Here is a 13,275-nt window from a genome sequence, read left to right as displayed (position 1 = left end):
AATTACTGACCATCAACGATTGCATCACGAAACCGCCTGAATTGAGCTGTTACGCGCTTTCCACGCTGGCAAAGGTGGCAAAGGCACAATGTATGCCAGCACGTGTTTGCGAGCCCGGGTCAAAGCCGTGTACATCCACCGCGCTTTTGACTCGGCATCCATACCGCCCATCCAGTTCCCGATGATTATGACGTTATCGCGTTCGCTTCCCTGTGCAGCGTGGCAGGTAACGGCCCATCCGAAATCAACCGGGATCATTGGCAGATCGGCTTTGTCCAATCCGTCGCGGAAAATCTTCGTTGGCCTCTGGTCGTATGTCTGTGCAAGCCGATTTACCGGAATGGCAAATGCGTCTGTTTTGCCGGAGAAAGATTCGCCTGTTTCCTGATGGGTGTACGAAGTGACCGCATACCCGTTGAAATCCTCCCGCCATTCAACGGCAGAAACTTCAACAACGTCGCCATTCGCCAACCCGGTTTGCGCACAGTTCCGGCAGATAACCAGACGATCACCCGGCTCAGGATTGTATGTCATGCGGTTGAGGTGCAGTTCCCGGATTGCCCGGTTTACCTTCCGGCGGGTCTCATGTTTATCGACAATCACGAAACCTGCCTCTGCGAACACGTCAGGAGCCTTCACAACGTCAGCCTGCCATTGGTCATATGGCAGGATCAGAGCTTCGGCATGTTCGCCGTACTTGAGTCCATTACCGCAACGCAGGCTTGTTGCGAGCTCAAGGACAGAGCCCTCATCCTGCCGATGAATTTTGGTCAGTTCGGCATCCAATGTGCTCAGGTTGAAATATGTGCTCATCGTCCTGCCTCCACTGGTGGGAGCTGGAACGGATCGCCAATTGCCAGAATGCGAACACCCGAACCCAGAAGATCACGCCAAATCTGCGTGGGGATCATTGAGCTTTCATCAAGCAACAAAAGAGAGGTTTGTTCGATCTGTTCGGAATTGAACTGAAAATCCGGCGCTTTCAGAGCGTCCACATGAGCAATCAGCCGAAACATTTTGCGCACAGTTTTGACAACTGAGTCATGCTCGTCTGTGCCGTGTTTTTCTGTCAGGGCGTCAACTTCTGCCTCAAGCGAGGCAATCTCTTTCTCAGTTGCAGCAATCTCCCGCTTTATTTCCGGCGTGAGATTTATCCACGGGTTGTATGCGAGCGAATGAATGGTTCTGGCACCCTTTACCCCCTTGCGAGCCAATACCCCTGCAGCGCGTCTTGTGAGAGCTCCACAGCAGAATGTGTTCTCCTGAGGCTTTGGCCTCCCGAGTGTCATCTGCTGCCAGAACAGAGCATTGTTGAAAGGTTGCAGGCCAGCATCAGCAACAATGGATTGCGCCAGTGTTGTTTTGCCAGACCCTGCAGCGCCGCCAATGCTGAACATCTGCTGCTTGCCGGATTTCAGCCACGCCAAAACTTTGGCTTTGACTGTTTCCTGATCGGGAGAGAGATCGACGTGAATCATGCTCCCGTCCTCCGGTTTGGTTTCCACCGCTGGCGGTCCAAAAACCGGGCGTAACTTTCCATCTGGATAAAAGTTGCCCGACCAATCTTTATGGCGTCGATTTCTCCGCGATGGATGAGGTCGTAAACTGTGCTGCGCGGTATCCCGGTTTCGGTAACGAAGCGCGGCAGGCGCATCAGATCGGGCTCAATAACAGTGAGCTCATCATCTGCAATGTTCTGTTCGATTGTCATCTGTTCGATTTCCTCAGGTTTCCGCCAATGAGCGGCGGCGGTCATGAGAATCGAATAACAGTCGGGAACGGCGACATGCTGGCCTGTCGGACAAGACGGTGACTTGTCGGACAAGTTGAGCCTGTCAAACGCCCGTAACGGATGACTTTGGGAGTTATGGGAGGTTTATGGGAGGCTTGTGGGAGGTTTATGGGAGGCTTGTTTTGGGGTATTCCCCAGCAATATCAAGAGGATGGGAGGCTGGGAGGCTGTTTTTACCTTTTTTATATGTGGGGATTCCTCTGGTTGCATCGCAGGGTTGGGGAATACAACCAGAAGAAACCCCTCTTGTCGGATGTGTGGAATGGGCCTCCCAGCCTCCCGGAATCAGGGCTGTTTCTTTGCCTGAGCCTCGATGAGCTGTTGCACGGCAGGTCTGGAGAATATTTTTCTGAAGTACGTTTCCTCAATTTCCCTCCGCAGGTCTGGTTCCTCTGCCTGCCACGCGCAGTATTGAATAAACGCATCCTTTATCATTGACCTGTGATCCGGGTAATCGTCCATTATTTCGAGAATGATCCGCCCTGCGGCTTCTTTCCACGCAACAGCTTTCTTTTGATTCATGTCACTGCCGGGAGCAGAATATTCTGCCTTCATCATCGCGAGCGCTTTTTCGAGTGTGCTTTTCTGGATAATCTCGCTTTTCATGTATTCAATCGTGTCGAAGTCATATTTCACGCCTGCATCAGTCAGATAATACGAAGTGCCTTTATATGTGCGTATTGGTTCCGCTGGGCACTCTGAAACAATCTCCTGCGCTTCCTGCCACGTTGAATACACGGGTACTGTCAGCGGCTGTTCGATTATCTCCATCTGCTCAAGATTTTTGATTGCGTCCCTGTAACGAACTGCGGCAATCAAGCGCCCCTCAGGGGTGCGATAATGTTCTGGCATGTTCTGGGTTGCCGGGATGTGTTCTCCGGCCTCACACGCTTTTATAACTTCGTGGAACTCGGCAAGGGTTGTGAGTGGGGGTCTTTCAAGTTGCATCGGATCGGGCCTCATGAATTTGGACGATGTTGGACGATATCAGGCTGTCGAGATGATCAGCCCATTGTTGCGAATATCTCAGGGCGGCACCATCCAAAGTTTCACCTTCGGAATACATTCGATCAACAGAGCTTGTATCAACGTGATTGAGCAGTCTGTCCCGCACATCCTCATTGCCGCCCGCTCGCTTCACAAACGCCGCTCCTGCCCTTCTGACGCCGTGTGTGCCGAATTTGGGATTGATGGAACTGTCAGCCTGCCTCTGCGTTCTCCAAAACTTCTGGACGAGACCTTTGATGATGTGCCTCTGCGGATCGGTTGCTGCCGGAAACACGAAAGGTGACTTTGCGGTGTCTGGGTCCAGAGATTGCAACAGCTCCATTGCCTGCCTGCTCAGCATAACTTTATGGGCATGACGGTTCTTTGACTTGCTGGCGGGGATTTCCCACGTACCCGCCTCAAAGTCGATCTCTGACCATTCAACGGCACAGGCTTCGTTTATGCGGGTAAAAGTGAGAGCTTGAAGCTGCAGAACTTTGCGAGCCATTGCGTCACTGGAAGAGTCTTCGTCCGATCTTGTGGCCGCAACCTCATAAAAGGTTCTGAGCTCCGCAATCTTTGGAGAATGGCGCTGAGCTTTATATCCGGCCTTCTGTGTCATCGCGACAGGGTTTGTCGATCCTGCAGGTAACCAGCTCACCCGGTTGATGGGTTGCCCGGACAGTGGCTCTTTGTTCAGGGGAACTGCCATCGCGTAATTGTACATTTTCGACATGACCGCCCGCAAAAGTTGACTGGTCCTCATCGACTTGCCCTCACTGCGCAACGCACTCTCCAGTGTGTCGAGAATGCCGGAAACAATGTCTTTCGTTATTTCGTTTGCAGGGTAATCGCCGAAGGGTTCGACCAGATACTGGTTCAACAGGCGCTCATCATCCCGCCAGCTTCGTTTGAACGGTTTTGCGTATTCCTCAAGGTATCGGTCAACCATCTCTTTGACAGACATGACCGCCTGAACAGTCACCTTTGGCACTTTTGGTATATTGCCGGATTTACGCTGCCTGAGCAGATCAGAATGCAGGTCGCGGATATCACCCAATGCAAGGTCTGGGTAACGGCCAATGTGTGTTTCCGTCTGTTTGTCAGAAACAGGGTGGCGCCAACGGTAATACGCCTGCACTCCGTCACTGTTACAGCGAAAGACCAGACCCATATGCTCAGGGTCGGTAAAACGATCACCGGGTTTCATGTTGTCGAGAGTGATATTTCGGATGGAGCTGGGTTTTCCCTGCCTGCCTTCGAAAACATCAATGGCTTGTTGAATGGCCTTGCGCCGCTCATTTCGAACGCCTGTTGCAAGAGCTTCATTCAAGAGCTTCAAAGCTCGCTCATTTGCGGATAACTTCCGATCAGTCATCGTTGGGTCCTCATGCTTGACGATGATTCCGGCTGAGAGGGTTTTGGACGGCTCTCTCAGCCCCTTCCCACATAACACCGCATCCGCCATTCATCAACGTTTGCATCACGATTTACATAATCGCCCCCAATCATGCCCGATCAACTGCGGACAATGATTTGGGCAGGGCGATCAGCGGTCACAGTTTGTGATTTCAACGAAAACAGGAGGTTATGCCTGTGTTTCAGTGTTTTATGCGCGGCAGTCCCGGCAGAGCTCAAACCCTGAGACTGCTGAATACTTGTCAGGGTTCAAATCGGAAAAAGTGGTATCGACCCGATCCACCCGAGAAATTGACCCAGCGTTGGTGCGAAACTTGTTTCCGGTGACGGCCAAACCATTCAGATAGTGCCCGCTGCCATAAGGACGCACAACTATGAAACTAAACCAAGACTCCACATCGCTGGCGTAGAATATGTTATCCGTGATACTCAGCGCACTGAATGAATAGCCTGAGTTATAGTTTGGCGATGCGTCACGCTCATTCGTCCACTGGATAAAACAGTTGTCGACATAATTTTCCGCAATTGATGAACTATTGTAGCCGCCAATCAGAACCAAACCTGCGTTGCGCACCCCGGTTGATGCGCTGTCGCCTTGAAAGAAGTGGTTGCCAAGCACAAGATTGTTATCCCCACCTAATACTGCAAAGTGATGGAAACGGTTTGCCCGGTTATGACGCAGTTTGACGTCGTTGGCGTTGGAGTTCACCGCAATCGAGCTACGGTCAGCTACGTCCAAGTCTTCTTCGCTGGACAGGAATTGACAACCATCGATCAGCATACCCTGGCATCCGATGCCAATCGAAGTGATCCCCCGATCCTTTGGGCGACTGACAAAGCAATCTTTAAGCACAAAAGTGTTTCCACCCGGTGAAAGACGGATTGCACTGCAACGGCTATTACACTGAAACTCGATCCCTTCCATGCCGAATTTTTGCAACGAACTGAAACCACCGAAGTCCAGCAGATACTTGAAATCGGTAAAGGTAAACGTCTGAGTTCCCACCGAATCGTAAATTGCGGCGTTCAGAGTAATTTCGCCAGCACCTTCATTCTTTGACCGAACATAGATCTCGCGCCCCACGCCACTCCCGGTGACCAAAGCTCCGACAGGGATATTCGCAACGTTTGCAACGTTTGAAAGTTTGTACGGATCGGTCGGGTTGTAAGTTGCAACCGACGTAAAAGTCTCGGTATCCCAAGCGCTACTGCTTTTAACATCAAATTGTCCGTTTCGCACCACGCGGCGGGTCGCGTAAGTCGAACGGTTCGGTACCGCTGCTTGCATGTCAATCGGCTCGGTAACCGCGATCTTTCTCCCGCCTAGGTCCAAGGATTCATGGTCAGCATTATTCAGCAAGGCTTGGAAGGCTTTCTTAAATGCCAGTTCTTCATCCCCGAAGGCGGATATGTAGGTCGGCAAGTCATAACTCTTTGTCAGAACCAACAACTTGTCATCCGGCATTGTCACCGTACCATCAAAATCAACGTCAGCCGACAAGGTGGTGTTTTGTTCCAGCAAATAGGTTCCTTGCGGAACGTATATTTTTCGACCATCCGCTGCCTGATCAGCCGCTGCAAAGGCTGCAGAGTCGTCGGTCACGCCATCACCAATTGCACCGAAATCGCGAACGTCAACCAAACCGATCATGTCCCGCAAGAACACGTTGGAAACATCAGTGATCTCAATGTCGTCTACTCGGATTACAGCGCCGTTCGTTCCATTGATATCCAACCCGAAATGGCCGTACAGCGCGTCTGACCCCCAAGGCATATCGACGCCCTGCCGTCTACCGCTTCCGACAATCGCCGAAACTTCATATACTCTGCCGTACTCGTGTAGTTGTATAACCTCGCCCTGCTCGATCAGCCCGGTCACATGTGCGTCGCCTGCGCCACCGGCCCATCCTGCAACACGGACTGTGGGTAATGGACCACTAATTGCCTTCACTCGTGCCTTGATTTGCAAATAGCACCCCGGCAGCAACTGAGTTTGGCCCATATACCGCAACCGCTGCGTGGACTCTGTTTTGAATATCTCAAGACACCCTGCGAAGTCTGCATCAGCAGGTACAAAAGCGCCGCTCCCCGATCCATCGTACGTGGGTGAACCGGGTGTTCCGTCGCCGCTTGACCAAACCCCCAAGCCATCTGCAAATGCGGGTGGCATGAATTCGGTGCCTTCGGTGACTGCCTTGTTCATAAAAATCCCTTTCCCAGTTTTTCCACGGCATGTCACCGCGGGCATAATCGATGGGTCCGGGTCCAGCCCGAACACGACAATCTGCGTAACTCAAGGGGACTAACCGCCGCTCATCGCACCGTACGTAGGTGTTGCTTTAGGCCGCTGGGTCCGACGCTCCAAGCAATTGAACGCCGTTTATTTTCCAGCCATTTTCCATCTCAATCATTTGGTAATCGAGGATGTGAACGCGGCCGTCGCCATCCACGATCATTACTTTCTGCCACAGCGATCCGGATACTTCTCGCAATTCGAGAAAACGCAAATCTGCAGGACGCCAAACCATAGGATAGCCGTTGCGAACCATCGCTCCAAAATTATCGGAATTTCGAAACAATCGCTGGATGTTTGGGCTGGCAAAGGTAAATGCGGTGTCAAAGTCATCTGCCTTGAACGCCTGGATTTGTGCGGTGATATTCGCCTCAATCTCGGCATTCTGCGCGAATGCACCCGAGGCCAGACCGGCACTTATGAACAAGGCAATAAATAATCGACGCATGGGGCTACCTCCTGCGCAAAGAGTAGCCCCGCGCCTCAAGAGGTCAAATCAGACCAACTCCCCGGCAAGCGCTCTGTCGATCAAGGCAATGGTTTCAGGCACTCCGTAAAGTGCGATGAACCCGCCAAACCGAGGGCCCTGCGAAGCGCCCAACAGCACCTCGTAAAGGGCCGTGAACCATCCACGCATAGGATCGAACCGATCGCGCCCGATAGAATAAACCACCGATTGCAGGGCTTCATCCTCGATCGGACCGTCATACGCTTCCAATGCCGACTTCAACGCCTGAAGCGCCTCACGTTCCTGATCAGTGGGCGCGCGATGCTTTCGGGTCGGTTTGACAAAATCGTTGAAATAGCGAACAGCAAATCCAGCCGCGAGATCCAGATCAGGATGTGTTTCGGCAGTTGCCTCAGGCGCATAGCGACGGACAAAGCCCCACAATGCTTCTTTGTCTTCAGCACCCGAAACTGAAGCGAGGTTCAAAAGCATCGCAAACGGCACGATCAGTGTTGACTCTGGCACATCACCGCCATGGATATGCCAAACCGGGTTATTCAACTGAGCCTTCAAGTCCTGCCCCGGGTAGGCGCGCAATTGTTGATGGTATTCATCATAGGCCTTTGGAATAACATCGAAATGCATGCGTTTGGCCGTCTTTGGCTTTTGATACATAAAGTAAGCCAAACTTTCGGTCGGCGCGTACGTAAGCCATTCGTCAATAGACACACCATTGCCGGAAGATTTTGAAATTTTCTGCCCGTTTTCATCCAGAAAAAGTTCGTACGAAAAATGTTCCGGCGCACGTCCGCCAAGAGCCCGGCAAATCGCATCATAGATCTTTTCGTTTGTGGCATGCTCTTTGCCATACATTTCAAAATCCACGCCCAGAGCCGCCCATCGCGCACCAAAATCGGGTTTCCACTGCAGTTTGACGTTGCCTTCGGTTACAGGCAGGGTCCATTCCTTGCCATCCTCATCATCGAAGGTAACGGTATAGGTTTCTGCACAGACCTTTTTCATCGGGACATAAAGCACACGTCCGGTTTCGGGATGAATCGGCAGGAAAATCGAGTAAGTCTGCTGCCGCTCTTCCCGCAAGCTTTTGAGCATAATGGCCATGATGTCGTCATAGCGTTCGACCGCAGTTTTCAGGACCTTGTCAAATTGGCCCGAGCGATAGAAATCGCGAGCCGAATAGAATTCATATTCGAATCCAAAGGTATCGAGAAACCGACGTAACATCGCATTGTTGTGCTCGCCAAAGCTCGGATATTCGCCAAATGGATCAGGAACCGACGTCAGCGGGCATTGAAGATAATCCTTCAATTGTTCGGGGTTCGGCACGTTCGTTGGAACCTTGCGCATTCCGTCCAAATCGTCCGAGAAACAGATCAGTTTGGTCGGAATGTCCGACAAGGCTTCAAACGCGCGTTTGACCATAGTGGTCCGCGCCACCTCACCGAACGTACCTATGTGAGGCAGACCAGATGGACCATATCCAGTTTCGAAAAGCACATAACCTTTTTCCGGTGCGCCCTGCCCGTACCGTTTTAGCAACCTGCGCGCCTCTTCAAAAGGCCAGGCCTTGGACGACATCGCGGTTTCACGCAGTTCAGACATTTTAGTGGTCTCCATCGGGGAACGACGCCGGTTACACCAAGCAACCGGACCGGCCCCTCCTATTGTGCGGATGCAGCATGAGTCAATGAACTGGGGGGAATTTCCCGTATAAACTCTACCAAAACGGAAATTTTTGTTAGGTGGGCGGCTACACGAGCGATAGGGTCTACAGAATGTCGACTGGATACCAAAGAAAACTGGCTGCAATAATGGCTGCGGACGTTGTCGGATATTCCCGAATGATGGCCGCAGATGAAACTGGTACTATCGACACTATTCGCCGTCTTAGGACTGAGGTTATCGAACCACTCCTAAATCAGCATGACGGCAGGCTGGTCAAAACGATGGGCGACGGGTTTCTTATCGAGTTCACCTCGGCCGTCTCAAGCGTAAAGGCTGCAATCGAACTGCAGTCTTTATTGAAATCTGACAACGCGGTTGCTCCTGGGAACAGCCAAATTGAGTTACGCATAGGAATTCATGTCGGCGACATCGTGATGGACGAAAATGATATCTTCGGAGACGGTGTAAATGTGGCTGCCAGAATTGAGCCCCTAGTAGCGCCTGGCGGCGTAGGAATTTCAGGCGCCGCCTACCAACAAGTTCAAGGTAAGCTGGATATTGATTGGTTGGATGGAGGTGAACAGAAATTAAAGAACATTGCCAACCCCACCCGTTTATGGCACTGGGATAACGGCTCGGAACCTGTCCAATCTGAGCCCGAGCTAAAATTGCCTGATTTGCCATCCGTGGCCGTTCTGCCGTTCGACAACATGTCGAGCGATCCTGATCAAGACCATTTTGCAGATGGTCTGACCGAGGATTTGATCACCGATCTGTCCAAGGTTTCTGGCCTTTTCGTGGTCGCCCGGAACTCGACTTTTGCCTTCAAGGGTCAAGCGGTAGACATTCCGACGGTCGGACGCCGTCTGGGTGTTGCCAACGTCGTCGAAGGCAGTGTTCGAAAACTTGGTGAGCGCGTGCGAATCAATGTCCAGTTAATCGATGCTAAATCGGGCGGACATATCTGGGCGGACCGCTATGACGGCTTGCTCGCCGAGGTTTTCGAGCTTCAGGACATGGTCTGTGGCGAGGTAGTATCCGCACTTTCTGTAAATCTGACAAAATCAGAGACAGAGCACCTGAGTTCGGTACACACGACCAATATCGAAGCGTACGAATTGTTTGTGCAAGCAAAGGCAACGCCTTTTCCACCAATTCCCGCGAAAATGGCCGCCGCAAGCGAGCTATTCAATAAGGTGGTGGAATTGGCACCTGAGTTTTCCGGCGGGTACGCCGGACTGTCCTGGATAATTGGCTTTGGCGCGCTTTGGGGCCACAGCGACCCTGATGCGCTCGGCGCCCGCGCCGAGGCATTGGCTTACAAAGCGATCGCGCTCGACAAATCCTTTGGCTGGTCCTACACCGCTCTTAACCTCGCGCTATTGGTCCAAAGGCGCTTTGACGAGGCGATCGATTCAGCCAAGCAAGGTCTCAGTCTACTTCCCAACGATGCAGACGCTCACGTGATCTATGCCGTTACCAACGGCATGCGAGGCAATCATGACGAGTCGAAAAAAGCAGCAGAAACCGCGTTCAGACTAAGCCCAAATTTCGTGAACGGACCTTATCTGAATGTTGTCTGTCATGCTGCATTCATGGCTGGTCAGTTCCACGCTGCACTTGCCGCTTTTGAGCGAAATGTAGAAAGAGGCGGGCCAGTGGGGCCACCTGCATATTGCTGGGCAGCTGCCTCTTACCACGCCACCGGGCAGTTCGAGAAGGCGGAGGTTATTGTCAAAACGCTAACGACCGGCTTTCCGGACTTCAGACTTTCGGGCTGGAATTTCTTGAAACTCATAGAAAAAGACGCAGATCGCACTCGGATCGAGGCTCAGTTCAAAGACGCGGGCGTGCCTTATTGATCCTCAGTCATTAAACAAGGTGTTGAACCCGCCTCCACCCGCCCATATCGTTCGCGCGCAGCTACACCCAAGCAGGATGATCCAATGACCGAGCAAGTTACACACCCAATGTCCCCGCAGGATTGCCTTGTTGCGATTATGGTTGCGATCTCGGCGTCGGACGAGACAATCCGAACAGCGGAACTGGTAAAAATCGAAGGCGCCGTAAACATGTTGCCGGTTTTTGCGGGTTACGATATCGACCGTACGCGCCGCGTGAGCCAGATCGTCTTTGATTTATTTGAACAAGAAGACGGCTTGGATGCGATGTTTGGCCTTATCCGGGAAAACCTGCCCGAAAGGCTGAATGAAACGGCATATGCGCTGGCTTGCGACGTAGCCGCTGCAGACGGATCACTGGCCGAAACCGAGCTGAGGTTATTAGAAGAAATCCGGTACGAGCTAAGTATCGATAGGCTTCACGCCGCGGCCATCGAACGCGGTGCAAGGGCAAGACACACAGTCTAATTAATAATTCTCATCACACTTTAATGGCATCTACGTTAGCTGCCATACAGCGCGCCCCATCTCTCGATCAGGGCGCGCTGCAACTTGCGGGATCTCCGGTTCCAGCTGCGTGCTCCGTCGGGGCGCTCGCGTTTTTCGCGCGGTATCGTTGCTCGATGATTTACGTCTGCAGTGAATATCGCAAAGGCAAGCTCGGATCCCTCGGCAGTTGTTAGGAAACCGCCCAAGCCTGAGACAAAATTTAGTGTTCCTGTCTTCGCATCCACCTTGATCGGGTGGTTTTTAACGACACGACCCTGACTGTCCGTCAGAGCAAACGGTTTCAACAACGGTCGCAACACCCCTGTCTTACGCGCGGTCACCAAAGCAGCAACCAGATCTGCCGGTGCCATACGAGACATATCGCCAAGACCAGAATGATCTACCATCGCTATCCTGTAGACACCATAGGATTCCGCGGCCCAGCGATTCATCTCCGCCGCAGATTCGGCCAGACTCTGAGGCTCGGCCCCACGCGCGACAGACGCAGCAAGTCCAACCATTTCCGCCGTAATATTGGTCGAGTATTTCAGCATGCCCCGAAGGATACTTTCCAGAGGATCGCTTTGATGCACCACCAATTCTTCGCCGATCGTTACTTCACGCGTTACCTGCACGCGGCCTAATACAATCCCATTTACGCGCGCCAAGGTCCTAAAAACATCACCTGCATAGAGCGCTGGCTTACGAACCGGCAACCAACGCGCACCCCCATCGCCCAACGCGCCCTTTGCAACTGTCCAGCGGTCCTGCCGTGGGCTGGGCGTATATGAATAGATGGGCAATTTACGGTTTTCGACCCGCATTGTGGCCATTTCCACGGCCGGGTTGTACCGTGCACTTCGCGCGTCCATGGTAACGCCATATCCGTTTGCCGAACGTTTCCATTCGAAATGAACGCGATTGAAATTAAGGGATATGCCGCTGATCGCCGGGCTGTAACCCACGTGGTCCGGTTGTCCGGGGTCTATACTGAAAACGTATGGTAGCGCACCGTCAAAAACTTTGAACGCACCACGCACCTCGGTTATCCCCGCCTCGCGCAAGTTGGCCGCCATAGTAGCCAATGCATCGGTATCTAGCAGGGGGTCGCCCCCACCGACTAGTATAAGATCACCGTTGAGGATGCCGTTCTCTATCTGCCCATCTGCAATCAACTTTGTCTCAAACCGAAAATCCGGCCCAAGTACATCTAGTGCATAAAGAGCCGTTAGTGCCTTGGCTACACTGGCAGGCGGCAAAGCCTGTTGGCCGCCAAGCTCTTCGAGTTGAACACCTGTTGCAACGTCGGCGACTGCAAACACTACTTCGCCCTTGAGCTGCGCCTGCCGTACCAGCCTTTCCGCACCGTTGAACTGCTTGCCGCGCAGTTGCGGCCGCAAGGACACAAGGGGCGCACCAGCCCAACTTGTTGCGGGTATCAAGGATGCCCCAACCCCGCCAAGAAAAAATCGACGCGAAAAACGATCAACCATGGGTCAAATAAAATCCCAGAGATTACCGTCAGACAACCATTGAAACGGATTATGCTCCGATTGGGGCTATTCGGGCAACACTCCGCTTGCCCAATCGCCACACGTACGGATTTCGGTCGAACTGACATCGATCATGGGAACGTTCACAAAGCACCAAGCCGGCGCTGCGCTCCTTCCCAGCAGATGCCGCGCCTGTCCGTCGACCCGGTACTTGCTGTAGACTCTCGCCGCCCGAGACATCCGCGCTGAAATCCTGTCACCCGGGCGAGCGAGCACCCCCACTGCGACGCTATCCATGATCAGCCGCCAGTTTTTCCAGTCGTGGAACTGTGCAAGATTGTCAGCCCCCATAAGCCAAACAAACTTTACTCCCGGGTATAGTCTACGCAACGAGGCCAGCGTGTCTACCGTGGCTCGTGTTCCCGTCAATGTCTCGACATCTGAGACCTCAACACGCGGATGTTTCATGATCAATCGCGCCGCATTAATTCTTTGTTCCAATGGCGCTGGCCCATGTGTTTTCAGCGGATTACCGGGGGACACCAGCCACCAAACCCGATCCAATCCAAAAGCCTTCATTGCCTCCAGCGTTACATGGACGTGCCCGCGGTGCGGCGGATCAAAGGACCCACCGAACAAACCAACGACCTGCCCCGGTCGCGCATATGGAATGGCGCTTCGCAACATCATCTGCTGTTGTTCAGAACTTGACGGCATTGTCAATCAACAGGTTGCGCCGAGACATTAGCTTAGAGCAGAGTATGTCG

At 52.7% G+C, this 13,275-nt stretch carries 12 protein-coding genes; 2 read left to right on the top strand and 10 right to left on the bottom strand.

Annotated elements, in window-relative coordinates; translation table 11 throughout:
* Window positions 1-24: 24 nt before the first annotated feature.
* The 8 genes from GOV45_RS05375 to GOV45_RS05340 form a co-directional block, all read right to left on the bottom strand.
* Complete coding sequence (locus GOV45_RS05375) at window positions 25-813, bottom strand: ATP-binding domain-containing protein (protein ID WP_170475197.1); 789 nt, start codon at window positions 811-813, stop codon at window positions 25-27.
* Entirely contained in the window at window positions 810-1,478 is a 669-nt protein-coding gene (locus GOV45_RS05370) for an AAA family ATPase (RefSeq protein WP_170475194.1), read from the bottom strand. Before GOV45_RS05370 ends, GOV45_RS05375 begins: the two co-directional genes overlap by 4 nt.
* Entirely contained in the window at window positions 1,475-1,825 is a 351-nt protein-coding gene (locus tag GOV45_RS05365) for a helix-turn-helix domain-containing protein (protein WP_217362438.1), read from the bottom strand. The genes GOV45_RS05370 and GOV45_RS05365 overlap by 4 nt, the downstream gene beginning before the upstream one ends.
* Before the next feature lie 252 nt (window positions 1,826-2,077).
* Window positions 2,078-2,740, bottom strand: a complete 663-nt coding sequence (locus GOV45_RS05360) for a hypothetical protein (protein ID WP_170475191.1) — start codon at window positions 2,738-2,740, stop codon at window positions 2,078-2,080.
* Window positions 2,730-4,157, bottom strand: coding sequence for a tyrosine-type recombinase/integrase (locus tag GOV45_RS05355; RefSeq protein WP_170475188.1), 1,428 nt, complete (start codon window positions 4,155-4,157; stop codon window positions 2,730-2,732). The genes GOV45_RS05360 and GOV45_RS05355 overlap by 11 nt, the downstream gene beginning before the upstream one ends.
* A gap of 231 nt (window positions 4,158-4,388) precedes the next feature.
* Window positions 4,389-6,401 (bottom strand): glycosyl hydrolase family 28-related protein, encoded by a 2,013-nt coding sequence (locus GOV45_RS05350; protein ID WP_254447901.1) that lies wholly within the window; start codon window positions 6,399-6,401, stop codon window positions 4,389-4,391.
* A gap of 136 nt (window positions 6,402-6,537) precedes the next feature.
* Window positions 6,538-6,939, bottom strand: coding sequence for a DUF4864 domain-containing protein (locus tag GOV45_RS05345; protein ID WP_170475185.1), 402 nt, complete (start codon window positions 6,937-6,939; stop codon window positions 6,538-6,540).
* Window positions 6,940-6,987: 48 nt separating this feature from the next.
* Entirely contained in the window at window positions 6,988-8,562 is a 1,575-nt protein-coding gene (locus tag GOV45_RS05340) for a lysine--tRNA ligase (RefSeq protein ID WP_170475182.1), read from the bottom strand.
* 173 nt (window positions 8,563-8,735) lie between these two features.
* Between GOV45_RS05340 and GOV45_RS05335 the strand changes: the two genes are divergently transcribed.
* Both GOV45_RS05335 and GOV45_RS05330 read left to right on the top strand, forming a co-directional pair.
* On the top strand, window positions 8,736-10,487 hold the full coding sequence (locus GOV45_RS05335) for an adenylate/guanylate cyclase domain-containing protein (RefSeq protein ID WP_170475179.1): 1,752 nt from the start codon (window positions 8,736-8,738) through the stop codon (window positions 10,485-10,487).
* An 84-nt stretch (window positions 10,488-10,571) separates the two neighbouring features.
* Complete coding sequence (locus GOV45_RS05330) at window positions 10,572-10,994, top strand: tellurite resistance TerB family protein (RefSeq protein WP_170475176.1); 423 nt, start codon at window positions 10,572-10,574, stop codon at window positions 10,992-10,994.
* Between the two features lie 35 nt (window positions 10,995-11,029).
* Here GOV45_RS05330 and dacB read toward each other — a convergent pair whose 3' ends face one another.
* Together dacB and GOV45_RS05320 are read right to left on the bottom strand one after the other, a co-directional pair.
* Window positions 11,030-12,508: a D-alanyl-D-alanine carboxypeptidase/D-alanyl-D-alanine endopeptidase gene (gene dacB, locus GOV45_RS05325; protein WP_170475173.1), complete on the bottom strand. Its 1,479-nt coding sequence runs from the start codon at window positions 12,506-12,508 to the stop codon at window positions 11,030-11,032.
* A gap of 66 nt (window positions 12,509-12,574) precedes the next feature.
* Window positions 12,575-13,192, bottom strand: a complete 618-nt coding sequence (locus GOV45_RS05320) for a nicotinate-nucleotide adenylyltransferase (protein WP_170475402.1) — start codon at window positions 13,190-13,192, stop codon at window positions 12,575-12,577.
* Between the last annotated feature and the right edge of the window lie 83 nt (window positions 13,193-13,275).

This window comes from Ruegeria arenilitoris, assembly GCF_013035425.1.
GTDB classification, from domain to species: Bacteria; Pseudomonadota; Alphaproteobacteria; order Rhodobacterales; family Rhodobacteraceae; genus Ruegeria; species Ruegeria arenilitoris_A.
This window is presented reverse-complemented; position numbering and strand designations above follow the sequence as displayed.

Excerpts from the sequence above, each read along its gene's own strand:
- GOV45_RS05350 (WP_254447901.1), bottom strand. The coding sequence starts at position 6,401 with ATGAACAAGGCAGTCACCGAAGGCACCGAATTCATGCCACCCGCATTT.
- GOV45_RS05375 (WP_170475197.1), bottom strand. The coding sequence starts at position 813 with ATGAGCACATATTTCAACCTGAGCACATTGGATGCCGAACTGACCAAA.
- GOV45_RS05335 (WP_170475179.1), top strand. The coding sequence starts at position 8,736 with ATGTCGACTGGATACCAAAGAAAACTGGCTGCAATAATGGCTGCGGAC.
- GOV45_RS05355 (WP_170475188.1), bottom strand. The coding sequence starts at position 4,157 with ATGACTGATCGGAAGTTATCCGCAAATGAGCGAGCTTTGAAGCTCTTG.
- GOV45_RS05340 (WP_170475182.1), bottom strand. The coding sequence starts at position 8,562 with ATGTCTGAACTGCGTGAAACCGCGATGTCGTCCAAGGCCTGGCCTTTT.
- dacB (WP_170475173.1), bottom strand. The coding sequence starts at position 12,508 with ATGGTTGATCGTTTTTCGCGTCGATTTTTTCTTGGCGGGGTTGGGGCA.
- GOV45_RS05330 (WP_170475176.1), top strand. The coding sequence starts at position 10,572 with ATGACCGAGCAAGTTACACACCCAATGTCCCCGCAGGATTGCCTTGTT.
- GOV45_RS05345 (WP_170475185.1), bottom strand. The coding sequence starts at position 6,939 with ATGCGTCGATTATTTATTGCCTTGTTCATAAGTGCCGGTCTGGCCTCG.
- GOV45_RS05360 (WP_170475191.1), bottom strand. The coding sequence starts at position 2,740 with ATGCAACTTGAAAGACCCCCACTCACAACCCTTGCCGAGTTCCACGAA.
- GOV45_RS05370 (WP_170475194.1), bottom strand. The coding sequence starts at position 1,478 with ATGATTCACGTCGATCTCTCTCCCGATCAGGAAACAGTCAAAGCCAAA.